The 24,034-nt window shown below is 62.1% G+C and carries 19 protein-coding genes; 6 read left to right on the forward strand and 13 right to left on the reverse strand.

Annotated elements, in window-relative coordinates:
- Positions 1 to 351 precede the first annotated feature (351 nt).
- The 3 genes from rho (at position 352) to ACJO3T_RS10810 (ending at position 4,410) form a co-directional block, all read left to right on the forward strand.
- Positions 352 to 1,614 carry a transcription termination factor Rho gene (gene rho / locus ACJO3T_RS10800; protein WP_328187491.1) on the forward strand — a complete coding sequence of 421 codons (1,263 nt, stop codon included), beginning with the start codon at positions 352 to 354 and terminating at the stop codon, positions 1,612 to 1,614.
- Positions 1,615 to 1,919: 305 nt separating this feature from the next.
- A complete protein-coding gene (ubiD, locus tag ACJO3T_RS10805; RefSeq protein WP_406978475.1) occupies positions 1,920 to 3,407 on the forward strand; it encodes a 4-hydroxy-3-polyprenylbenzoate decarboxylase in 1,488 nt (495 codons plus the stop codon).
- A 1-nt stretch (position 3,408) separates the two neighbouring features.
- Positions 3,409 to 4,410 carry a 2Fe-2S iron-sulfur cluster-binding protein gene (locus ACJO3T_RS10810; RefSeq protein ID WP_406978476.1) on the forward strand — a complete coding sequence of 334 codons (1,002 nt, stop codon included), beginning with the start codon at positions 3,409 to 3,411 and terminating at the stop codon, positions 4,408 to 4,410.
- 39 nt (positions 4,411 to 4,449) lie between these two features.
- Here the strand turns inward: ACJO3T_RS10810 and ACJO3T_RS10815 are convergent, their stop codons facing one another.
- From ACJO3T_RS10815 to ACJO3T_RS10865, 11 genes are all read right to left on the reverse strand, one after another.
- Complete coding sequence (locus tag ACJO3T_RS10815; protein WP_406978477.1) at positions 4,450 to 6,024, reverse strand: cation:proton antiporter domain-containing protein; 1,575 nt, start codon at positions 6,022 to 6,024, stop codon at positions 4,450 to 4,452.
- A 103-nt stretch (positions 6,025 to 6,127) separates the two neighbouring features.
- Entirely contained in the window at positions 6,128 to 7,414 is a 1,287-nt protein-coding gene (gene purD / locus ACJO3T_RS10820; protein ID WP_406978478.1) for a phosphoribosylamine--glycine ligase, read from the reverse strand.
- A 42-nt stretch (positions 7,415 to 7,456) separates the two neighbouring features.
- On the reverse strand, positions 7,457 to 9,037 hold the full coding sequence (purH, locus tag ACJO3T_RS10825; protein ID WP_406963661.1) for a bifunctional phosphoribosylaminoimidazolecarboxamide formyltransferase/IMP cyclohydrolase: 1,581 nt from the start codon (positions 9,035 to 9,037) through the stop codon (positions 7,457 to 7,459).
- 70 nt (positions 9,038 to 9,107) lie between these two features.
- Positions 9,108 to 9,425 carry a DNA-binding transcriptional regulator Fis gene (fis, locus tag ACJO3T_RS10830; RefSeq protein ID WP_328187498.1) on the reverse strand — a complete coding sequence of 106 codons (318 nt, stop codon included), beginning with the start codon at positions 9,423 to 9,425 and terminating at the stop codon, positions 9,108 to 9,110.
- Positions 9,422 to 10,417 carry a tRNA dihydrouridine synthase DusB gene (gene dusB / locus ACJO3T_RS10835; protein ID WP_406964126.1) on the reverse strand — a complete coding sequence of 332 codons (996 nt, stop codon included), beginning with the start codon at positions 10,415 to 10,417 and terminating at the stop codon, positions 9,422 to 9,424. The genes fis and dusB overlap by 4 nt, the downstream gene beginning before the upstream one ends.
- 238 nt (positions 10,418 to 10,655) lie before the next feature.
- Positions 10,656 to 11,906 (reverse strand): DUF3426 domain-containing protein, encoded by a 1,251-nt coding sequence (locus tag ACJO3T_RS10840; RefSeq protein WP_406978479.1) that lies wholly within the window; start codon positions 11,904 to 11,906, stop codon positions 10,656 to 10,658.
- 57 nt (positions 11,907 to 11,963) lie between these two features.
- Positions 11,964 to 12,860, reverse strand: a complete 897-nt coding sequence (prmA, locus tag ACJO3T_RS10845) for a 50S ribosomal protein L11 methyltransferase (protein ID WP_406978480.1) — start codon at positions 12,858 to 12,860, stop codon at positions 11,964 to 11,966.
- 1 nt (position 12,861) lies between these two features.
- The gene (gene accC, locus ACJO3T_RS10850; RefSeq protein ID WP_504362694.1) at positions 12,862 to 14,211 is read right to left on the reverse strand and encodes an acetyl-CoA carboxylase biotin carboxylase subunit; all 1,350 of its coding nucleotides are present in this window, start codon (positions 14,209 to 14,211) and stop codon (positions 12,862 to 12,864) included.
- A gap of 17 nt (positions 14,212 to 14,228) precedes the next feature.
- Positions 14,229 to 14,687, reverse strand: coding sequence for an acetyl-CoA carboxylase biotin carboxyl carrier protein (accB, locus tag ACJO3T_RS10855; RefSeq protein WP_406963665.1), 459 nt, complete (start codon positions 14,685 to 14,687; stop codon positions 14,229 to 14,231).
- 27 nt (positions 14,688 to 14,714) lie between these two features.
- A complete protein-coding gene (gene aroQ / locus ACJO3T_RS10860) occupies positions 14,715 to 15,158 on the reverse strand; it encodes a type II 3-dehydroquinate dehydratase (protein ID WP_406978481.1) in 444 nt (147 codons plus the stop codon).
- Between the two features lie 296 nt (positions 15,159 to 15,454).
- The gene (locus ACJO3T_RS10865) at positions 15,455 to 17,089 is read right to left on the reverse strand and encodes a diguanylate cyclase (protein WP_406963667.1); all 1,635 of its coding nucleotides are present in this window, start codon (positions 17,087 to 17,089) and stop codon (positions 15,455 to 15,457) included.
- Between the two features lie 291 nt (positions 17,090 to 17,380).
- Here ACJO3T_RS10865 and ACJO3T_RS10870 point away from each other — a divergent pair, with 291 nt between their 5' ends.
- Positions 17,381 to 19,348 carry a bifunctional diguanylate cyclase/phosphodiesterase gene (locus ACJO3T_RS10870; protein ID WP_406978482.1) on the forward strand — a complete coding sequence of 656 codons (1,968 nt, stop codon included), beginning with the start codon at positions 17,381 to 17,383 and terminating at the stop codon, positions 19,346 to 19,348.
- An 82-nt stretch (positions 19,349 to 19,430) separates the two neighbouring features.
- Entirely contained in the window at positions 19,431 to 20,492 is a 1,062-nt protein-coding gene (locus tag ACJO3T_RS10875; protein ID WP_406963669.1) for a DUF2333 family protein, read from the forward strand.
- 68 nt (positions 20,493 to 20,560) lie between these two features.
- Here the strand turns inward: ACJO3T_RS10875 and ppa are convergent, their stop codons facing one another.
- Together ppa and rpiA are read right to left on the reverse strand one after the other, a co-directional pair.
- Positions 20,561 to 21,091 (reverse strand): inorganic diphosphatase, encoded by a 531-nt coding sequence (gene ppa / locus ACJO3T_RS10880; RefSeq protein ID WP_328187513.1) that lies wholly within the window; start codon positions 21,089 to 21,091, stop codon positions 20,561 to 20,563.
- 120 nt (positions 21,092 to 21,211) lie between these two features.
- Positions 21,212 to 21,889, reverse strand: a complete 678-nt coding sequence (gene rpiA / locus ACJO3T_RS10885) for a ribose-5-phosphate isomerase RpiA (protein ID WP_406963670.1) — start codon at positions 21,887 to 21,889, stop codon at positions 21,212 to 21,214.
- A gap of 203 nt (positions 21,890 to 22,092) precedes the next feature.
- Between rpiA and ilvA the strand changes: the two genes are divergently transcribed.
- The gene (gene ilvA / locus ACJO3T_RS10890; RefSeq protein ID WP_406963671.1) at positions 22,093 to 23,622 is read left to right on the forward strand and encodes a threonine ammonia-lyase, biosynthetic; all 1,530 of its coding nucleotides are present in this window, start codon (positions 22,093 to 22,095) and stop codon (positions 23,620 to 23,622) included.
- The last annotated feature ends 412 nt before the right edge of the window (positions 23,623 to 24,034 follow it).

A 24,034-nucleotide genomic window follows, 5' to 3' on the forward strand; every position in this document is an offset into this window, starting at 1 on the left:
CTACAGTATCCGTATTGGCGCCGGGCAAGGGAAGGGAATACCCCAACAGGAATAGGGGGCACGCGGGGTGTCACCGGGAATTCGTCGGGAATCAGGCGCCAAAGTTCAAAAACTGTTGAAAAACTGGTTGGTGGCACTTGACACGGGTGCGGGGTCTGGACGATTATCCTGTTTGCCTGGCGAACGGTTGTTCTCCCTGTCCCTGGCCTCAATACTTTTCCGGATTCCATCACTACCGGTTGCTCCATCTGGCCAGCATCAATATTTACTAGCGTTTTCTGATCAATCCGTTCAGGGGCTTTCCTGTCATCCCAACTATCGCTTACTTCCATTCCTGAAAATCAACAAACTATGAATCTTACTGAACTCAAGCAGAAGTCCATGCCCGAATTGCTCGATATTGCGCAGGAAATGGGCCTGGAAAACCTCGCCCGTTCGCGCAAGCAGGACGTGATTTTCACGATCCTGAAGAAGCATGCGAAGAGCGGCGAGGACATATATGGCGACGGCGTACTGGAAATCCTGCAGGACGGCTTCGGCTTCCTCCGGTCCGCTGATGCATCCTACCTGGCGGGCCCGGACGACATCTACGTGTCCCCGAGTCAGATCCGCCGCTTCAACCTCCGTACCGGCGACACCATCGCCGGCAAGATCCGGCCTCCGAAGGACGGCGAACGCTACTTCGCGTTGCTCAAGGTCAATGAGATCAACTTCGACAAGCCGGACAACGCCCGCAACAAGATTCTGTTTGAAAACCTGACGCCGCTGTTCCCGGAAGAGCGACTGATGCTCGAGGCGGGCAACGGCAGCACCGAAGACCTGACGTCCCGCGTGCTGGATCTCGTGGCCCCCATCGGCAAGGGCCAGCGCGGTCTGATTGTCTCCCCGCCCAAGGCCGGTAAGACGCTGCTGATGCAGGGCATTGCCCAGTCCATCACCCGTAACAACCCCGAGTGCCATGTGATGGTGCTGCTCATTGACGAGCGTCCGGAGGAAGTGACGGAGATGCAGCGTACCGTCCGTGGTGAAGTGATCGCCTCCACCTTCGACGAGCCGCCGGCCCGTCATGTGCAGGTGGCGGAAATGGTCATCGAGAAAGCCAAGCGCCTGGTGGAGCACAAGAAGGATGTGGTTATCCTGCTGGACTCCATCACCCGTCTGGCCCGGGCCTACAACACCGTGATTCCGTCCTCCGGCAAGGTGCTGACCGGTGGTGTGGACGCCCACGCCCTGGAAAAGCCCAAGCGCTTCTTCGGTGCTGCCCGTAACGTGGAAGAGGGTGGCAGCCTGACCATCCTGGCCACGGCGCTGGTGAATACCGGTTCCAAGATGGACGAGGTGATCTACGAGGAATTCAAGGGCACCGGTAACATGGAGGTGCACCTGGATCGCAAGATTGCCGAGAAGCGGGTTTACCCGGCCCTCAATATCCGTAGCTCCGGTACTCGCCGCGAAGACCTGCTGATGAGCGAAGCCGACATCCAGCGAATCTGGATCCTGCGTAAGCTGCTGCATTCCATGGACGACGACACCGCCGCCATCGAGTTCCTGCTGGACAAGCTCAAGGACACCAAGACCAACGACGAGTTCTTCCAGTCCATGAAGCGTCGCTGATCCCGGTCAGTGTGGGGGCTCCAGGCGCAGGAACTTGTGAAAGGGCCAGCACCGGGGAGCCCCTCCCCGGACACGCCGTTAGTACGTCCCTGTAGGCTCGGTTTTGCCATCCATGGCAAAATTTAACGGTCCGGGGAGGGGCTCCCCGGCACTGGCCACCAGCCCTATACGCGCACCTGTATTCAGGCAGTTGCTCGAGGTTTGCAGAACAAGCCGTCCCCCATCTTGTTCCATACTCCGCAATCAGCAGGCGCGACCGTACCAGAACCGGCTGACATCGCGGTGAGCAACCAACGGAGCCCGGCATGAAGTACAATGACCTGAGAGACTTCATCACCCAGTTGGAACAAATGGGTGAGCTGAAGCGTATTTCCGCCGAGGTGGACCCCCACCTGGAAATGACCGAAATTTGCGACCGTACCCTGCGGGCCGGCGGTCCGGCACTGTTGTTTGATAACCCGAAGGGCTATGACATGCCGGTGCTGGGCAACCTGTTCGGCACGCCCAAACGGGTGGCCATGGGCATGGGACAGGACAGTGTCACCGCGCTGCGGGACATCGGCAAACTGCTGGCCTACCTCAAGGAACCGGATCCCCCCAAGGGCTTCCGGGACGCCATCGAGAAGCTGCCCCTGTTCCGGCAGGTCATGCGGATGAACCCCAAGGTCCTGCGCTCCGCACCCTGCCAGGACGTGGTGATCGACAAGGACGACGTGGACCTGTCCACCATTCCGGTCCAGCAATGCTGGCCCGGGGATGCCGGTCCGCTGATCACCTGGCCCCTGGTGATCAGCCGCGGCCCCCACAAGGAACGGCAGAACCTGGGCATCTACCGGCAGCAGGTGATCGGAAGGAACCGCCTGATCATGCGCTGGCTCAGTCATCGCGGCGGCGCCCTGGACTTCCAGGAGTGGCAGCGGGCCCATCCGGGGGAACCCTTCCCCATCGCGGTGGCATTGGGTGCCGATCCGGCCACCATCCTGGGGGCGGTCACGCCGGTGCCGGACACCCTGTCGGAATACGCCTTTGCCGGGCTGCTTCGGGGCGGGCGCACGGAGCTGGTCAAGGCCGGCCTGAGTGACCTGCAGGTGCCCGCCAGTGCCGAGATTGTACTGGAAGGTTTTATCTATCCGGATGATACCGCGCCGGAAGGCCCCTTCGGCGACCACACCGGTTACTACAACGAAGTGGAGCAGTTCCCGGTGTTCACCGTGGAGCGAATCACCCATCGCAAGGACCCGATCTACCACAGCACCTACACTGGTCGGCCACCGGATGAGCCGGCCATCCTGGGCGTGGCGCTGAACGAAGTGTTCATTCCGATCCTGCAGAAGCAGTTCCCGGAAATCGTCGATTTCTACCTGCCGCCGGAAGGTTGCTCTTACCGGCTGGCGGTGGTGACCATGAAAAAACAGTATCCCGGCCACGCCAAGCGGGTGATGATGGGCGTGTGGTCCTTCCTGCGACAGTTCATGTACACCAAGTTCGTGATCGTGACCGATGACGACGTCAACGCCCGGGACTGGCACGACGTGATCTGGGCCATGACCACCCGCATGGACCCGCTGCGGGACACCACCATGGTGGAGAACACTCCCATCGACTACCTGGATTTCGCCTCGCCGGTATCGGGGCTGGGGTCCAAGATGGGGCTGGATGCCACCAGCAAATGGCCCGGTGAGACCGACCGGGAGTGGGGTACGCCCATCACCATGGACGACGAGGTGAAGCGCCGGGTGGACGAAAAGTGGGACAGCCTGGGGATTGAACTTCCCGGTCACCGCCCCGACTGATATGGCCACGGGTGTAAAACAGGCGCTACTGCAGCCCGCCGGATTGTCCTTTGACTGTCATTCCGCCGACGATTTGCTGACCGCCGCCGCCCGGGCCGGCATTGCCGTACCCGCCTCGTGCCGCAATGGTGTGTGTGAAATCTGCGAGGCTCGCCTGCTCTCGGGTAGCGCCCTCAATACCCGAAACCAACAGACCATCATGGTCGGTGAATCCCTGATGATGTGCCGCACCAAGGCACTCACCGACCTGGAACTGGAGATAGACGCCGTTATGGCCGCTGGACAGAACCCGCCCAAGACCTTTCAGGCCAAAGTCGCCGATGTACGTGCCATCAGTCACGATGTCTATCGTGTGGAGCTGCAACTGAACCGTCGCCGGGAGCTTTCCTTCCACGCCGGCCAGTATCTTTCCGTCAACCTGCCGGATACTGATCCCTGCTACTTTTCCATTGCCAGCAGCCCCCTGGCCCAGGCCGTCGAGCTGCATATCCAGGCGACGCCGGAGTGGGTCTCGGCCCAGAAGGTGATCGATGCCCTGATCCAGGGGCCGGAAGTGACGGTGGAGATGCCCCACGGCAAGGCCTGCCTGGCGGCCGCCCCCGAGAAGCCCCTGCTGTTCGTGGCGGCCGGCACTGGCTTTGCCCAGGTCAAGAGCATGGTGGACTACCTCCGCGAGACCCGTTTTGACCAGCCCGTGGTCCTGTACTGGGGCGTGCGCCGGCCAGAAGACATGTACCTGCGGGAACTGGCGGAAACCTGGCAGCGGGAGTGGGAGCCCTTCACCTTTGTGCCGGTGGTGGGGGATGACGAGGACAACGACTGGAGTGGCCACCATGACCAGTTGGTGGATGCGGTGCTGCGTTCCGGCTTCGACTGGCGGAACGTTCAGGTCATGGCCAGCGGCTCACCGGTCATGGTCTATACCCTGATGGATGCACTGGTGGGAGCTGGGTTGCCCGAAGGCGACTTCCATTCCGATGTGCTGGAGTACGCCCCTCGCTAGTGTCCCTTAACCTAAGTTCGCAGCATTTCAGAGGCTGTGTCAGGCGCTACTACTAGAGGCGCGTTCCGCCGCCGGCCCGTGCTGGTCGTGAAGGTGACTGGCCAGCGCCACGCCAGTCTCGTTCATGGTCAGGAAGGCCTCGTCGGCGCCGGCCTCGCGGATCTTCTCCGCTTCCTCCACAAAGCCGGTGTGTGCCACCACATGGCCGGTAAAGCCTTTCTTGCGCAGCATCCGTGCGGCAATGAGCTTGCCCTCCAGATCGCTCATGGCAAGGATTACCCCTTCCAGTTTCGGCATGTGCAGCCCCTCCCAGAAGGTGACATCCTCAGCGTCCGAAAACACCACGTTGCGCCCTTCGGCCGCATGCTTTTCGGCCTTGGCCGGGTCCGAGTCCAGCCCCATCACGTCCGGCTCGTATCGGGCCAGCTCGTCATAGGCGGCGGTACCGGTACGCCCCATACCCATCACCAGGAAACGGGTATTACCCAGTGAAATGGGTTGTTCGTCGGGATGGCGACGACTGCCCTCCAGTGGTGTCAGGCGATGAGCCAGGCGCTCGTAGATCGGGTGGGCCAGGCGATTGAGCGGGGCCGACACAATAAACGAGATGGAGACGGCAATGGCCAGTGGGACCAGCCAATCCGGCAGGGCCACGCTGGCGACGATCAGCCCGAACTCGCTGTAGTTGGTCAGTGCCAGGCTGGAAAGGAAGCTGCTGCGGGAGCGCAGCCGGAACAGCAGCAACACGAAGAAGAACAGGATGCCCTTGAGTGGCAGCACCAGGGTGGCCAGCAGGGCATAGCCCAGGGCTGTGCCATCCGGCAGGCCGGCGATGCCGATCTGCAGGAAGAACCCCACCAGGAAGACCTCCTTCACGCTCCACAGGGACTTGGACAACTCCTGGGCGCGGGGATGGCTGGCCAGCATGGCGCCAAAGATCAGCGCGCCCAGCTCCGAGCTCAGGCCGACCGCTTCGAAGCCGAGGCCGCCGATGACCAGCGCCAGCAGCAGCCCCAGCAGGACCAGCAGCTCGTCATGGCCGCTGACGTCCAGCAGGCGGTGAAGGAAAGGTCGCAGCAGGGGGAGCCCGAACACCACCAATGCCCAGGCGGAGGGCGTTTTGCCCGCCGCCACGCTCATTACTGCCAGGGCGATCAGGTCCTGCATAATCAGGATGCCGATAGCGACGCGACCGTGGAAAGCCCTTAACTCCCGCTTTGCCTCCAGTACCTTGGCTGCGAGCACCGTGCTCGAGAACGACAGGGCGATGGCCAGCAGGATAGCGGTTTTCCAGTCGAGCCCGGCGATGTAGTAGAGCCCGGGTGCGAAGATGGTGCAGGTAATACCAAAGTGCAGCAGGCTGCCACCAATGACTTCCGGGCTGATCACAGACTTGAGCTTCAGCTTGAGGCCCACGGTGAAAAGCAGCAGCAGGACACCCAGATGTGCGATATGAGCCAGGACGTCCGTGTCCTCCACCACCAGGGGAGTGAATTCCGACAGACCGCTGAGCACGAAGCCGGCCGCCAGGTAGCCCACCAGGGGTGGCAGGCCGATGCCCTTGACGAGCAGGCCCAGTGAAAAGGCAAAAGTGATCCAGAGGGCTTCTGACATGTAAAGGAAGGGTCCTGACTGAAAACTGGGCAGTGACTTACCTACCGAGTCTAGCGTGAACCACGGCCCGGTGCAGCCACCGGGCCTTGAGTCGGCTCAAGTTTCAGGTGGATTCCCGGGCAATGGCCCGGAAGGCGATGTCCTTTCGGTAGAAAGCGCCGTCCCAGTGGATGCGGGCCGCCAGTGCATAGGCACGTTGCTGGGCCTCGGTGACAGAGCCTCCCAGGGCCGTGGCGCAGAGGACGCGGCCACCGTTGGTAAGCACCTGCTCACCCTGCATACGGGTGCCGGCGTGGAAGACCTTCTCGCCTTCGGTTTCCTGCTCCGGCAGGCCGGTAATGGCGTCGCCCTTGTTGTAGCTGCCCGGGTAGCCGCCCGCAGCCAGGACAATGCCAACGGAAGCGCGGTCATCCCAACGGGAGTCGCACTGATCAAGCCTGCCATCGATAGCGGCGTTACACAGCTCAACCAGGTCGGACTGCATGCGCAGCATGATGGGCTGGGTTTCCGGATCGCCGAAGCGGCAGTTGAACTCGATCACCTTGGGGGCGCCGGCAGCGTCGATCATCAGGCCGGCGTACAGGAACCCCTTGTAGGGGCGCCCTTCCGCTGCCATGCCACGAACGGTGGGATAGATCACCTCGTCCATGATGCGCTGGTGTACATTGGCGGTGACCACCGGTGCCGGGGAATAGGCGCCCATGCCGCCGGTGTTGGGGCCGGTATCACCATCGCCCACTCTTTTGTGGTCCTGGGAGGTGGCCATGGGCAGTACGTTCTCTCCGTCCACCATGACAATGAAGCTGGCTTCTTCGCCATCCAGGAATTCCTCGACCACCACGCGGCTGCCGGCGTCGCCGAAGGCATTGCCGGCGAGCATGTCGCGCACGGCCTCTTCGGCCTCTTCCAGGGTCATGGCTACGATCACGCCCTTACCCGCGGCCAGGCCATCGGCCTTGATCACGATGGGCGCGCCCTGTTCACGGACATAGGCCAGTGCCTGGTCCACCTCGGTGAAGTTGGCGTAGGCGGCGGTGGGAATCTTCTGGCGGTCCAGGAAGTCCTTGGTGAAGGCCTTGGAGCCTTCCAGTTGCGCCGCGCCTTCAGTGGGCCCAAACACCCGCAGGTTGCGGGCTTCGAACCGGTCGACGATGCCCGCGACCAAGGGCGCCTCCGGGCCGACGATGGTCAGGCCCACCTCGTGGGTGGCGGCAAAGTCCGCCAGGGCGTCCAGGTCCATCACGTCGATGGAGACGTTCTCCAGGCGAGGCTCCAGGGCGGTGCCGGCGTTGCCCGGGGCCACGAACACCCGGTCGGCGTCCGGTGACTGGGCGGCTTTCCAGGCCAGGGCGTGTTCACGTCCGCCGCTGCCGATGATCAGGATATTCATCTTGTTGTGTCCTCTGGCTGAAACCTTGTGTGGCGGAAATGATTAGTGGCGGAAATGACGCATGCCGGTGAAGACCATGGCAATGCCGTGTTCGTTGGCGGCGTCGATCACTTCCTGGTCGCGCATGGAGCCGCCGGGCTGGATGACGGCGGTGATGCCCGCCGCAGCGGCGGCGTCGATACCGTCCCGGAACGGGAAGAAGGCGTCAGAGGCCATCACCGAGCCCTTCACTTCCAGGTTTTCGTCTGCGGCCTTGATGCCGGCGATCTTCGCGCTGTAGACCCGGCTCATCTGGCCGGCGCCGATGCCAATGGTGCGACCGGCGCGGGCATAGACGATGGCGTTGGACTTGACGTACTTGGCCACTTCCCAGGCAAACAGCATGTCATTGAGCTCGTCCTCGGAGGGCTGGCGGTTGGTGACCACCTTGACGTCATCCATGGATACCATACCCAGGTCACGGTCCTGTACCAGCAGACCGCCGGTGACTCGCTTGTAGTCCATGGCTTTCGCCCGTTCACCATCGAACTCGCCGCAGGCCAGCAGGCGTACATTCTTCTTGGCGGCCACCAGTTCCACGGCCTCCGGGGCAATGGTGGGGGCGATGATCACTTCCACGAACTGGCGGTCGATAATGGCCTGGGCGGTTTCGCTGTCCAGCTCACGGTTGAAGGCGATGATGCCGCCGAAGGCAGAGGTGGGGTCGGTGGCAAAGGCCAGGTCGTAGGCCTGGCGGATGTCGGCACCGATGGCCACGCCGCAGGGGTTGGCGTGCTTGACGATAACACAGGCCGGGTCGGCAAAGGGCTTGACGCATTCCAGGGCGGCGTCGGTGTCGGCGACGTTGTTGAACGACAGTGCCTTACCCTGGAGCTGTTTCGCGGTGGCCACCGAGGCTTCCTTCGGGTGGCGTTCGGCATAGAACGCGGCGCGCTGATGTGGGTTCTCGCCGTAGCGCATGTCCTGGACCTTCACGTACTGGGCATTGAAGGTGCGGGGGAAGTCCGCGTTGTCGTTGTCCGGTGTGCGTCCACCCAGGTAGTTGGCGATGGCACCGTCGTAACCGGCGGTATGTTCAAAAGCTTTGACCGCCAGGTCGAAACGGGTGGCGTGAGTGAGGTGGCCGTCATTGTCAGCCAGTTCCTTCAGCACCCGGCTGTAGTCGGAGGCGTTGACCACGATGGCCACGTCGTTATGGTTCTTGGCGGCGGCACGGACCATGGTGGGGCCGCCGATATCGATGTTCTCGATGGCAGTGGCCAGGTCGCAGTCCGGGTTGGCGACGGTTTCCTCGAAGGGGTAGAGGTTGACCACCACCATGTCGATGGGGTTGATGCCATGGTCGCCCATGACCCCGTCGTCGGTGCCCCGGCGTCCGAGGATGCCGCCGTGGATCTTCGGATGCAGGGTTTTGACCCGACCATCCATCATTTCCGGGAAGCCGGTGTAGTCGCTGACTTCGGTGACGGGCACCTGGTTTTCCTTCAGCAGCCGGAAGGTGCCACCGGTGGAGAGGAGTTCAACGCCGGCGTCGGCCAGCTTGCGACCGAACTCCACAATGCCGGTCTTGTCGGAAACGCTGATCAGGGCGCGACGAACAGGGGTGCTAGACGGGTGTGCCATTTTCGATGCCTTCTTGAAACAGGAAAGGCCTCGCGAAGGATGTCCGGGAGGCCTTGGGATGACGAACGGATTATAGCAGACCGTACTGCTTGAGCTTCTTCCGCAGCGTGCCGCGGTTCAGCCCGAGCATGGTGGACGCCTTGGTCTGGTTGTTGCGAGTGTACTTCATCACCTGTTCCAGAAGGGGCGCTTCCACTTCCGACAGCACCAGCTGGTAGACCTCGGTGACGGGGGCACCGTCGAGTTGGGCAAAGTAGTTCTTCAGGGCCACTTCAACGCTGTCACGCAGGGTCACGGAGTTGCCCGTGCTGCTGACCGTCTGAAGGGTGGGCTGGTCGTCGTTGGCGGAAGACGCCAGGTTGTCGTTTGCCAGGGTTTCAGCGCTCATGCTGCGAATACCTCTCCATTTCGTAAGGCTGCAAAATACTGTTGGATACTGTCGGACTGTGCCTGGGCACACTCCAGCGTATTGAAACGCTTTCTGAACTGTTTGCCGGCATCGTGGGACTGCAGGTACCAGCCCACATGCTTGCGGGCGATGCGTACGCCCATGGGGTCACCGTAGAACTGGTGCAGTTGCTCCAGGTGCTCCAGCAGGATGCTCTCCACCTCATCCAGCGGCGGTGGCGCTACCGGTTCGCCAGTGGCCAGGAAGTGGTGGATCTCATGGAAGATCCACGGTCGCCCCTGGGCCGCCCGGCCGATCAGCAGGCCGTCGGCACCGGTATGCCGGAGCACCTCCTGCGCCTTCTGCGGCGAGGTGATGTCGCCGTTGGCGAATACCGGAATGCCCACGGCGGACTTCACCTCGGCGATGGTGTCGTACTCGGCGTCGCCCTTGTAGGCATCGGCCCGCGTGCGGCCATGCACCGCCAGGGCCTGGATGCCGGCATCCTCGGCCATGCGGGCGATGGTGACGGCATTGCGGTTGTCCCGGTCCCAGCCGGTGCGCATCTTCAGGGTCACCGGAACCTCCACCGCCTGGACGACGGCGTGGAGGATCTCCTTTACCAGTGCCTCGTCCCGCATCAGGGCGGAGCCGGCCGCCTTGTTGCAGACCTTTTTCGCCGGGCAGCCCATGTTGATGTCGATGATCTGGGCGCCGTGGGCGGCGTTCATGCGGGCGGCGTTGGCCAGCATGTCGGCGTCACCGCCGGCAATCTGGACCGACCGGGGTTCCGGCTCGCCGGTATGGTCCAGGCGCAGGCGCGATTTTCGAGTATGCCACAGGGACGAGTCGGCAATCACCATCTCGGACACGGCCAGCCCCGCCCCCATGCGCCGGCAGAGTAGCCGGAACGGGCGGTCTGTCACGCCGGCCATGGGCGCGACCACCAGGGAGTTGGGCAGGGTGTAGGGCCCGATCTTCACCGTGGGCAGCATACGTCAGTGTCCGTCGTCGGTTACCAGCGTTCCGTCTGAAACTACCATACCTCACCGGCGGACTCCGGCGGGGAGTCGGTCAGTTCGGGGCGGTAAATTCAGGGGGCGACAATGATACCGCCAGGGGCAAGGGTATTGAAGGCCGGGAGCATGGAAAAAATTGATTATTTTTCGTTCTGTCTGGTTGACTTTCAGGCAGCCTGCTGTCCCTGAACCGGTACAGGATCAGACTGCCTCAGGAGTCGTTACGGCGGTTAACAAAGCGCAGGTTATAGTTAACCGCGTCCCGGCCCGGGTCGCGGATGCTGATGGCGATGCGGACCGGCGTCCCCGGGGGCATGGCCTCCAGGTCGGTGCCGTCCCCGGCCAGGTAGTCTTCCGGCGGAAACACGCTCTGTGCCACCACGTCGCCGTTCAGGTTGGAGAAGGTCAGGGCGATGGACGGGAACGGCTGCTCGAATTCGGCCTGGTTGATGATTACCGCATCCACCAGCAGGGCACTGCGGTTCTCCGGATCCGTGCGTACCACCAGCTTGCGGCTCTGGATGCGGTCCATGGCCACCAGCGGTTCCAGTTCGCAGCCGGCATACTCACAGGCCTGCTCATACCAGGGCCGGAGTTCGGGGATTGCCGCCAGGCGGTCAAACTGGAACCAGGCCACCTGGGACACCAGGCCGCCAATCAGGGCCAGGATGACCAGGGTCCACAGCCAGCCACGCAGGCTGCCTCCGCGGGTGGGCTGCACCGCCACCGGTTCCCGGGATAGCTGCTCATAGGGTGACAGGTCATCCAGCGGCGGGAAGGTGCCACCGGTAACGCCATCCTGCTGACGGCCCGGTCCCGCCGGAGCCTCGTTGGGAGGTGGTGCAGCGGTGATCTCGGTCATTTCCAGGTCGTCGGTGGAATATGGCGTGGCATGATGGTCTCGGTCAGGCACCTCAGCCGGGTTGCCCCGCTCCGGCTCTGTTTCCGGGCGTGTGGGGTAGGTCGGTGGTTCCTGCGGGGTTTCCGGTCCGGTTCCATGATCGGGGGAGCGGGATTTGGTGCGAGCGGGGGTGGTATCGGGCAACTCCTCCTGGAGCATGGCCTCGGCCCAGCTTTCGTCCACCTCGCTGTCCTCGTCCTCATCCATGGGATCCAGGCTGCCGTCGTGGATGCCAGCATCCCGGAAGCTGTCGCTGAGCTCGTCGTCGGCGAAGCTGGTCTTCTGGCCGGCATAGTGGCCTTCGGCGGCATCTTCTTCGGGGTTGTCCTGGAAGATCAGGTCGTCTTCCGGCGCCGAGGCACTGAAACTCTCATGGGTTTCGGCGGTATCGGGAGCGGTGTCCGGCCCCTCGCCGGAATCGGCATGAGAGCGTGCATCGAACACTTCCATGCAGTGGCCACAACGCACCCTGCCGTTGGCTATACTGAGCTGTCCATCGGTTACCCGAAAGCGGGTATCGCAGTGCGGGCAGCGGGTCAACAGACTGGAGGTATCGGCCATCCCTAAATCCTGTAAGGTGTCAGACTCTCAGCAGTTTAGCGACACGGGTGTCGTTCGTCATCCGTCAATCCGGCGACCTGTGAGGCGTATCCACTCTTCGCGTTGTTCCGGCTCATCCATGACAAACCAGGGCTCGTAGGCGGCCATCACTTCGCGGGCCTGCTGGGCCAGGATGCCGGACAGTACCAGGTGGCCACCGGGCCTGACCTTGCCCGCCAGCGTGGGTGCCAGTTCCACCAGTGGTCCGGCGAGGATGTTGGCCAGCAGGATATCCGCGCGGGTGTCCGGATCGTCCCCTGGCAGGTACAGGTCCAGACGACGGTCTTCCACCTGGTTGCGACGGGCGTTGTCGCGGCTGGCCTCCAGGGCCTGAGCATCGGTGTCGACGCCAATGGCATGGTCGGCACCCAGCAACAGGGCCGCCAGGGCCAGGATGCCGGAGCCGCAGCCATAGTCGATGACCTGCGTGCCTTCCACCCGGGCGCCGTCCAGCCACTCCAGGCACAGGGCCGTGGTGGGGTGGGTGCCGGTGCCGAAGGCCAGGCCCGGGTCCAGAAGCAGGTTGGCGGCATCGGGGGCGGGGGCGTCATGCCAGCTGGGGACAATCCACAGGCGCTCGCCGAACTTCAGAGGCTTGAAATCGTCCATCCAGGCCCGTTCCCAGTCCTTGTCCTCCACCAGGGTGACCTCAATGCCGGGTAACTCCTGCTGGGTCTGCTGGTGCCACGCATCGCGGATATCGGCACAGATGCGTTCGATATCCTGGTCGGCATCGAACAGGCCGGTCACCCGGGTGTCGCTCCACAGGGGCGTTGTGCCCGGGTCCGGTTCGAAGATGGGCTGGTCGGCGGCATCTTCCATGGAGACGGCATCGGCGCCCATCTCCATGAGAAGATCTTCCAGCTGATCCGCGTTATCCGGATCAGCCGGGATCTGCAGTTGGATCCAGGGCATGTCAGTCCCGCATCAGCTTTTCGAGGTAATGGATGGTGAAATCCACGCTCTTGAAGCCGCCGTCCCGCACCAGGTTACGGTGCAGGGGCTGATTGGTCTTGATGCCTTCCACGACCAGCTCGTCCAGGGCATTTTTCATGCGCCGGCGGGCGATTTCCCGGTCGTCGCCCCAGGTGATCAGCTTGGCCACCAGGGAGTCGTAGTAGGGCGGAACCGTGTAGCCGCTGTACAGGTGGGAGTCCACGCGGATGCCGTTGCCGCCGGGGGCGTGGAAATGCTTCACCTTGCCGGGGCTGGGCACGAAGGTTTTCGGGTCTTCGGCGTTGATCCGGCACTCCAGGGCATGACCGGAAATGCGGATGTCATCCTGGCTGTATTGCAGGGGCAGACCGCTGGCGATACGAAGCTGCTCGCGGACGATATCGACACCGGTCACCATCTCGGAGACCGGGTGCTCCACCTGGACCCGGGTGTTCATCTCGATGAAGTAGAAGGCACCGTCCTGGTACAGGAACTCGAAGGTGCCGGCACCCACGTAGCCGATTTCCTTGCAGGCGTCGACACAGGCCTTCAGGGTCTTTTCCCGGGCTTCCGGGTCAATGTTCGGCGCCGGGGCTTCTTCCAGAACCTTCTGATGACGGCGCTGCATCGAGCAGTCCCGGTCCCCCAGGTGGATAACATTGCCGTGGGTGTCCGCCAGCACCTGGACTTCCACGTGGCGCGGGCGCTCCAGATATTTCTCCAGGTACACGGTGGCGTCGCCGAAGGAGTTCCTGGCCTCACTCTGGGTGACCTGGATACCCTTGAGCAGAGCGGCTTCGGAGTGAACCACCTGCATGCCACGGCCTCCACCACCGGAGGCGGCCTTGATAATCACCGGGTAGCCGATTTCACGGGCGATGCGTAGCGTCCGTTCATCGTCGTTGTCGATGGGGCCGTCGGAGCCGGGTACGGTGGGCACACCGGCCTTTATCATCGCGTTGATGGCGGAGACCTTGTTGCCCATCAGGCGGATGGTGTCCGCCCGGGGGCCGATAAAGGTAAAGCCGCTTTTCTCCACCTGCTCGGCGAAGTCGGCGTTCTCGGCCAGGAAGCCGTAGCCCGGGTGGATGCCGACGCTGTCGGTCACTTCCGCCGCGCTGATGATGGTGGGAATGTTCAGGTAGCTGTCGGAGGCGCTGTTGGGGCCGATGCAGACGGACTCATCCGCCAGTCGCACATGCATCAGGTCGCGGTCGACCTGGGAGTGCACGGCAACCGTCCGGATGCCCAGCTCCTTGCAGGCCCTGAGCACCCGCAGGGCAATCTCGCCGCGGTTGGCGATCAGAACTTTTTCAATCATGGCCATGATGTCGTGTCACCTGTTGCTCAGGAAATGATTACCAGTGGCTGGTCGAATTCCACGGGCTGACCGTTTTCCACCAGAATCTCGGAAACGGTACCGCTCTTGTCGGCTTCGATCTGGTTCATCATCTTCATGGCTTCGACGATGCAGACAACATCCCCGGCCTTGACGGTCTGGCCAACTTCAACGAAGGCGGCAGCGCTTGGGGATGGCGCACGGTAGAAGGTGCCGACCATGGGCGATTTCACGGCATGGCCCTTGGGTGCCTCGGGTTCAGCCGGCGCGGCTTCCGGCGCAGCCTGCGGCGCCGGGGCGGCTGCCTGGGGCTGGGGTGCCGGCATGGGTTGCGCGGCGTAGGTTACACCGGCGTGCTCGCGACGGCGGGAAATACGAACGGAATCGTCACCCTCCTGAATCTCCAGTTCTTCAACATCGGATTCCTCGAGGAGTTCGATCAGCTTCTTGATTTTGCGAATATCCATGGTGTTTAACGTCCCGTCTTATCGGTATCAGTTGGAGTTGATTCTTCGCAGGGCGGCGTCAAGCGCCAGGTCGTATCCCTGACTGCCAAGACCGCAGATAACGCCGTCGGCGATATCGGAAAAAAAGGAATGGTGCCGGAAGGGCTCCCGGGAGTGCACGTTGGACAGGTGCACCTCGATGAACGGAATGCCCGAGGCCAGTACCGCGTCCCTCAGGGCCACACTGGTGTGGGTGAAGGCCGCAGGATTAAAAATCAGGTAGTCGATGCCCTCTGCCCGGGCATCGTGGAGTCGCTCGATCAGTTCATATTCGGCATTGGATTGCAGGTGCAGCAGGTGGTGGCCACGATCGGATGCGGTGGCATGCAGCCGGTCATTGATGTCCTGGAGGGTTTCATGACCATAGACGTCAGGCTCGCGGACGCCGAGCATATTCAGGTTGGGCCCGTGGAGAACGAGTATGGTGGCCATGTTCAGTCTTGCCTTGCTGGTGTTTTGTAAAAATGCCGTATTTTGTCGAATTTTGTGCCCATAATGCGTCTTGAACGCTGTTGGTTCAACAGTTTTTGACAAACGACCGTATGAATTCCGGGCCGCGGGCAGGATTCGTTGCGTCTTGCGCCATATTCTCGATGTTGGCGGGAGATCCGTCCATAAGACGATGGTTTCATCGACGAAAGGAGAAAAATGCCAGCCAGTTCGCAGCGCGCGGATGACGGTTACGCAACGGACTCCGATGCCGGGGTTCCCTCCTCCCTTACTATAGGTCAGAGGGAACGTGACGTGTCGTAATCCTCGGCTCCGATCACGCAGTTGCGGCCTGATGCCTTGGCCTGGTACAGGGCCTGGTCGGCCCGTTCGCAGAAGGCGGATGCCGCTTCCCCCCGCCAGTGGGCGACCCCGCAACTGAAGGTGACGTGGAATTCCCGGTCGCCCGCGGACTGGGTGAGTTCCGAAAAGCGTTCCCGGATATCGTTGATCACCGCACGGGCGTCGCTTTCCCGGGTGTCAGGCATAATGATGGCAAACTCCTCGCCACCGTAACGACCGATATGGTCGGTCTTGCGCAGCCGCTGCTTCAGGAACATGGACAGCGCCCGCAGGATGCGGTCGCCGATGGGGTGGCCGAAGGTGTCGTTCACCTTCTTGAAATAGTCCACGTCAATCATGGCGAAGCACAGGGGCTGATCCTTCTGCTGCGCCTTCATGATTTCCTGTTCCAGCAGGTACAGGGTGTGGGTGTGGTTGTACAGGCCGGTAAGGCTGTCGCGAATCATCAGGGCCAGCAATGAGCGGGCCCGTCGTCCCCGGTTGTGGATAGTGGCCACCAGGTGCTTGGGGTCGATGGGCTTGGTCAGGAAGTCGTCGCCCCCCAGGCTCATGGCATGGAGCTGCTTCTGGACGTCGTCCTCGGCGGACAGGTAGATAATGGGAACGCTGTGGAAACGGTCCTGCTGGCGGATCACCCGGGCGATTTCCATGCCGGTGCAGCCGGGCATGTACATGTCCAGGATGATGATTTCCGGGTTGAACTCTTCCAGCGCCATGATGATCTGCATCGGGTCGGTGATGATGTGGGCGGTCATGCCCGCCTTCTTGAGCACCGTTTCCATGAACTTGGCCTGGGCCCGGGAATCGTCCAGCACCAGTACCCGGTAGGGTTCCACCGCGTTGTTGTGGGTGTAGGTCTCGATCTTCTCGATCAGTTGGCCCGGATCCACCGCCGGGTAGAAGAATTCTTCGCCGCCACAGCGGGATGCCCGCAGGCGGGTTTCGATGGTGCCGTCCTCATCACTGACGAAGATGATGGGGATGGGGGTGTCGTGGCGCTGCTGCAGGGTCTCGACCGTGGCCAGGCCGCTGTCCGGCTCGCCCCCGAAGGCGATATCCATGAGGATGGTTTCCGGTTTGTGCAGGCCACAGGCGTCCATCAGGCCTTCGGGGGTGTCGAAGGCCTCCGCCCGGAAGCCGAAAAACTCCAGTTGCCGGACCAGTCGGGTTGCCAGCTCGTTACTGCTCAGGGCCACGTAGATCGGGGTTTTGCGATAGACCCGGGGAGGTTCGCTGCTCTGGCGGTCGGATCGGCGCTGGGTGCTCTGTTCCAGGGATATGACCGCTTCCCGGAGGGCCTGTATGGCGTCGCTGTCCGGCGCCTGTCCCTCCGGCCATTGCCGGATGGCGTTCATGATGGCCTTGCCGGCCTCCACGTAGGCGGTCATTTCAAAGCGGCCGGCATAACGCGCGAGCTTGTCTGCGGCGGAATAGAGGTCATCGCGGAAAGGCGCCGAGGCTGCCGGGTCGGCATGGATTTTCTGCCAGGTGTCCAGCACGACCCGGGCCTGGTTGGTCACCCGTCGGGCGAAGTGCTGGCGCAGTTTTTCTTTTTGGGACTCGTCAGTCATGGTGTTGTCAGTCTGTCCTGATTTTTCTGGAATGCCGAAAAGAACCGCACCGAGCCTCCCTGGCGGAAGAATCGGCCTGTTTTTCTGGCTCCTTTGCCATGGAATGCAGGATGTCTCTGTTGCTGCAGTCTATAGTGTTTGTAACCGAAGACGCAGGCAGCGAACTGTAAATCTTTGTGAACCTGAGACCTGGGTACGATCCAGGCCGGGAATTTGGTGGCTAAAACGTTCCAAGCCCAAGGTATGGCACGGATGCAGCAGGAAAGCCAAAAGAACCGTCCAGACCGCGCCGTGACACTGCGCACCCTGTTGCTGATCTTCACCGGCGGCCTGGTGTTGCTGTTGCTGGTGGTCAGCATGTCGATCAGTTTCAGTCGATTCCACCACTACCTGGTGGAGGAACTGGAGGGCCGGACCCGGGATGCGGCCACTGCCATCGGGCTGTCCCTGTCCAATGCCGTTGATGCCACTGACACCGTGGCGGTGAGCTCCCTGATCGACTCGGTATTCGATAGTGGAGAGTACCTGGTGGTGGAGTTTCTGGACCACGATGGCAGCCAGGTGGCCGGCCGCTCCCAGGCCCTGACCGATCTGGATGTGCCGTTGTGGTTCGTGCGCGCCGTTGATCTGCCCCGGCCGGTGGGTACGGCGTCCGTTATGAGCGGCTGGCAGTGGTTGGGAGAGGTGCGGGTGGTGGGCCACCCGGGCAATGCCTACCAGGACCTGTGGCGGATAACCCAGTGGCTGACCCTGGCCTCCGTGGCGATTGGTGTTGTTGCCATACTGGTGCTCTATTTTCTGCTGGGACGGCTGTTGCGTCCGTTGCAGGCCCTGGAGCTACAGGCCAGGGCTATCGGTCGCCGGGATTTCCGTATGCGTACCCATGTCCGTTCGACCCGTGAAGTGAACGAGGTCACCGGGGCCATGAACCAGATGACTGATGACCTGGAGCAGCTGTTTGCGGGCCAGGCGGCACTGATTGCCCACCTCCGCAAGCTGAACAACGAGGATGCCCTGACCGGCCTGGCCAGCCGCAGTGCCTTTGACCAGCGGCTGGCGGTGGAAGCTGTCACCGAGGAAGGTCGCCGCCCGGGGGGGCTGATACTGGTGCAGATAACCGGCTTTGCCGACTTTAACCAGAGGGCAGGGCGGCTGGAGGCCGATGCCCTGTTGGTGCGGCTGTCGAAAGATTTGCATGAGTTTGTGGATATTCATGCCGGCAGTTTTGCCGGTCGGCGCAGTGGTGCCGAGTTTGCCCTCTTCATTCCTGGTGGGGCGCCGGCCGATGCCCTGATCTGGGGGCGGGAGCTGGTGGATGCCCTGCAGTCCATCTGTGCCGAGTTTGCCGGTGAGGGCAGCGATGCCCTGGTGGAAATGGCGGTCCACGGTGGTGTGGCCGGCACCGGTGAAGGGATCTCGGTGCGGACCCTGTTCGAATATGCGGATGCCGCCCTCCGGCGCGCTCAGACCGAGGGCGTGCCCCATTGTGAGCTGGCGGACAGCGGTGCCGATGTCCATCACGGTGCCGAAGACTGGCGGCGATTGCTGGAACATGCCCTGGACCGGGAGGCAGTGTGGTTGTGGGAGCAGCCGGTCATGACCGCAGCGACCGGTTCCCCGCTATACCATCAGGTGTTCTCCCGTCTACTGATCGAACGGGACTGGGTGCGTGGTAATGTCTTTGCGCCCCTGGCCGAGCGCTTCGGGCTGATCGGAAGGCTGGATCTGATGGTGCTCCAGCGGGCACTGCAGAGGCTGAGGGAGGACCCCACGGTGGAAATCGGGTTCTCACTGGGAGCTTCCTCCGTGGTGTTGCCGGGGGTTCCGGAGCGTATCCTGGAACTGGCCGGGGCGGCCGGCACCGATATGCGACGGCTCTGGATCGGTGTTCCGGAACAGGCATTGCACTACCATCGGCAGGAGGCCCAGACTTTTATCCGGCAGCTACGGCGGACCGGTGCTCGCCTGCTGGTGGATCGTTTCGGGGTGGGGGGGATCCCCTTCAGTTACCTGAAGAATCTGTCTATCCAGGCGTTGCGTATTGATTCCAGCTTTATCCATGGTATTGATCGGCACGATGAAAACCGCTTCTACCTGGAATCCGTGATCACCATCGCCCATGGTCGTGGTGTGAAGGTGCTGGCCGCCGGCGTGGAAACGGAGTCGGAATGGCAGGTCCTCCAGTCCATCGGCATTGATGGGGCCACCGGCTATCACCTGGGCAGGCCGGGCCCGGTTGGCGATCCGCCAACCAGTTAAGCTACTGGCGGCGTTGCATAAATCTGACAAATCATTCATCTTTGAGACCGGCTTCCGGTTTATCGGCAAAGGACAGGCGCATATGTTTAACCGACTCAAATCCGTTTTCTCCGGTAGCGGATCCGGCTACCAGGGTTCATCGGCCAGCTCCGGAAAATCCCGCCCCATCGGCAGGATTATTGCAGTTGTGGTGTTGCTCTACCTGCTGGTCACCATCATCCTGGGCATGATCTGGAGCAGTGAGCCGGATACGTTCTCCGTGCGTGAACATACCCGCACCGTGGCGCAGGACATGGGACGGGAGCCGGTCACCGGCTTCGCCACCACGGCGACCATGATCCGGGTCGCAGAGACCCTGCTGGATAAACCCGGTGGTTACATCTCCAACGATATCTTTCCCCCGGGGCTGTGGATGGACAATATGCCGGCCTGGGAATACGGCGTACTGGTTCAGCTCCGGGACCTGTCCCGGGCCATGCGCCAGAACATCAGCCGCTCCCAGAGCCAGTCCGCGGAAGATCCGGACCTGACGGTGGCGGAGCCCCAGTTCCACTTCAACAGCGACAGTTGGGCGCTGCCCTCCACCGAGGGCGAATATCGCCGTGGCATCCGGGCACTGGAAAGCTACCTTGACCGTCTGTCCGCCCCGGAGGGCCCGGAGGCGCACTTCTACGCCCGTGCCGATAACCTGAACAACTGGCTGGCGGATCTGGAGACCCGTCTGGGCAGCCTGTCACGGACCCTGAGTGAAAGCGTCGGCAAGCCGGAGGTCACCGAGGCCCTGGCCGGTATCGACGACCTTGACCCGTTAAAAGAGGAAGAGCGGGGGGCGGATGTGAAGACTCCCTGGACCCAGATCGACAACGTGTTCTACGAGGCTCGTGGTACCTCCTGGGCCCTGCTGCATATCTTCCGGGCCATTGAGGTGGATTTCCGCAAGGTGCTGATGGATAAGAATGCCCAGGCCAGCGTGCGGCAGATCATTATCGAACTGGAGGAATCCCAGGCCCAGATGTGGAGCCCCGTCATCCTGAACGGCAGCGGTTTCGGGGTGCTGGCCAACCACTCCCTGACCATGGCGGCGTACCTGGCGAGGGCCAACTCGGCCATCTCGGATCTGCGGGAGCTGCTGTCCCAGGGGTAGGGCGTGGCTGATCGTCAGACACAAAAAAAACCGGGCCCTTGAGCCCGGTTTTCTGTTTCAGGGCGAGATCACTTGCCCTGGTAGTTGGCCACGGAATCCTCGATGGCCTTGCGGGCGGCATCGGCGTTGGCCCAGTCCTGGACCTTCACCCACTTGCCGGGCTCCAGGGTCTTGTAGTTCTCGAAGAAATGCTGGATCTGGTCCCGCAGCAGTTGCGGCAGGTCGTCGACATCCTTGATGTCGGTGTAGGCCTTGGTGAGCTTGTCATGGGGAACGGCCACCAGCTTGGCGTCGCCGCCGGCTTCGTCTTCCATGTTCAGGATGCCCACCGGGCGGCAGCGGATAACCGAGCCGGGTTGCACCGGGTACGGGGTGACTACCAGTACGTCCAGGGGGTCGCCGTCATCCGCCAGGGTGTGGGGGATGAAGCCGTAGTTGGCCGGGTAGAACATGGGAGCGGTCATGAAGCGGTCCACCATGACGGCGCCCATGTCCTTGTCGATCTCGTACTTGACCGGCGAGCTGTTGGCCGGGATCTCGATGGCCACGTAGATGTCTTCGGGCGGGTTCTTGCCGGCCGGGATATGATCAAAGTTCATGGCGGTTCCTTTTCTGCGGTAATTGGAGTAACTCGGAAAAAGTGCGCGCTATTATACGGGCAAGCGGCCACATCCGAAACTCAACCAACGTCGGGTGAGTTGCCCGTCCGTAACGTTGGCCTATGCCGGCCGCTCGATGGTCCGCACGCCGTCGCTCGTGCCAAGCAGCAGCAGGTCCGCAGGCCGGCGGGCAAACAGGCCGTTGGTGACCACGCCGACAATCTGGTTGAGGCGCTCTTCCATCTCGATGGGGCGCGACAGGTCCATGTGGTGGATGTCGATGATGATGTTGCCATTATCGGTAGTGACCCCCTCCCGGTAGACAGGGTCGCCGCCCAGCTTGACGATCTCGCGACCGACGTGGCTGCGGGCCATGGGAATCACCTCCACCGGCAGCGGGAAGTCACCGAGGATGTCCACTCGCTTGGAGTCGTCGGCAATGCAGATAAAGGTCCGGGCCACGGCGGCGACGATTTTTTCCCGGGTCAGCGCGGCGCCCCCGCCCTTGATCAGTTCCAGGTGATCGTTGGTCTCGTCGGCGCCGTCCACATAGAATTCCAGCTCGTTGACGCTGTTCAGGTCGTACACCGGAATGCCGTGCTGCTTCAGCCGTTCGGCCGTGGCATCGGAACTGGCCACGGCGCCGTCGAAGTCATTGCGGATGTCGGCCAGGTAGTCGATAAAGAAATTGGCGGTGCTGCCCGTGCCCACGCCGATCACGCTGTCCCGGTCCAGGCGGGGGGCAACATGATCCAGGGCGGCCCTGGCCACCGCCTGCTTGAGTTCGTCCTGCGTCATGCTGGCCTCCGGTTAGGTCGTCATTGGTCGTAAAAGGAAGGCGCCTGGGCGGCGCGAGACGACGTATTATACCCTTCCTGCGGAGCCCAGTTATAGACGCGGACCGTGCAAACTTTCTACACTGTGCGTTTGCCTCGCACACCGGGGCGGTCAATGCCCAGACGGAACACTAGCCCAATCACCCAGAACTGGACTCCAGCACCATGCCGCAACGCTACATCAAAAAGATTCTTGATGCGCGGGTATACGATGTGGCCATCGAATCCCCGCTGACCGAAGCACGCAGTCTCACCAAACGCCTGGGCAATAACATCCTGCTCAAGCGTGAAGACCTGCAGCCGGTGTTTTCCTTCAAGATTCGTGGTGCTTACAACCGGATTGCCCAGCTCTCCGATGAGCAGAAGGCAAAAGGCGTGATTTGCGCCTCAGCCGGCAACCATGCCCAGGGCGTGGCGCTGGCGTCGAAGAAGCTGGGCATCAAGGCGGTCATCGTCATGCCCCAGACCACACCGGACATCAAGGTGAAGTCGGTGCGGGACCGGGGCGCGAAGGTGGTGCTCCGGGGCGATGCCTTCGATGAGGCCGCCGCCCATGCCCAGGAACTGATTGCCAAACACGGTTACACCTATATCCCGCCCTATGACGACCCGGACGTGATCGCCGGCCAGGGCACCGTGGCCATGGAGCTCATGTGGCAATGCTCCCATAACCTGCATGCGGTGTTCATCCCCGTGGGCGGTGGTGGCCTGATTGCCGGCATGGCGGCCTATATCAAGTACCTGCGCCCGGAGATCCGGGTGATCGGGGTGGAGCCGGCGGATTCCAACTGCCTGCAGGCGGCCATGGCGGCCGGTGAGCGGGTGGTGCTGGACCAGGTGGGCATCTTCGCCGACGGTGTCGCCGTGAAACAGATCGGGGAAGCGCCCTGGGAGATCTGCAAGGACCATGTGGATGAGGTGATCACCGTCAGCACCGACGAGATCTGCGCGGCCATCAAGGATATCTTCGAGGATACCCGTTCCATCTGCGAGCCTGCCGGGGCCCTGTCCGTGGCCGGTATCAAGAAGTACGTGGAGCGGGAACAACTGGAAGGGGAGAACCTGGCGGGTATCCTCAGTGGTGCCAACATGAACTTCGACCGGTTGCGCTACATCTCCGAACGCACTGAGATCGGGGAGAAGCGTGAGGCCATCCTGGCGGTGACCATCCCCGAGAAGCCGGGGGCGTTCAAGACTTTCATCAACGCTCTGCACAAGCGCAACATCACCGAGTTCAATTACCGCTACTCCGACCCGGAATCCGCCAGCATCTTCGTGGGCATCCAGATCCAGGCCGGCGGCCATGGCCGCGAGGACCTGGTGCAGAGTCTGCGGGAAACCGGCTACCAGGTGATGGACCTCACCGACAGTGACCTGGCCAAGCAGCACATCCGGCATATGGTGGGTGGTCATGCGCCGTCGGTGCATAACGAGAAGGTGTTCCAGTTCCAGTTCCCCGAACGCCCTGGCGCACTGCTGAAGTTCCTGCTGTCCCTGGGAACACGCTGGAACATTTCCATGTTCCACTACCGCAACCACGGCGCTGCTTACAGCCGGGTCCTCATGGGGGCCCAGGTGGAGGACGGGGAGTTGGCGGACTTCGAGGCCATGCTGGACCAGGTGGGATTCAGCTACACCAACGAGACCGACAACGAGGCTTATCGCCTGTTCCTGGGGGCGGGCAACGGGCACTGATCGCCTGTCAGGATGTCTTTCCAGGGTGCCTCCGGGTTACGCCGTGTTACCAAAGGTAATGCGGCGGCCCATAGCCTTTACAAATTTTAATTATAAAAAATTGTAAATGGCCAGATACGTGTTACGCTTTTTGTCAATTCTGGGAAACGGCAACATCCAGCTGTTTTTGAAAGCAAAGTGATCGTTTTAAACGAAAATAACAAGCGGCAGGGGTTACCAATGGAGGAGAAGCAATGAGGCGCAGGCCGGATACACTTCGGACGGTCGTCCTGTTATTTTTCATTGGGTTGGCGGTGACCGGATTAACATCACTCCAGGCGTCGGAGGATGAGCCTCGCGCGGTGCCCGCCGATATCAGTTCCCAGGGCCAGTGGTTTCAGGCCCAGCGCAGTCAGGATCCGCGCAACGAAGG

It is taken from the genome of Marinobacter shunpengi (assembly GCF_045449715.1).
GTDB lineage: Bacteria > Pseudomonadota > Gammaproteobacteria > Pseudomonadales > Oleiphilaceae > Marinobacter.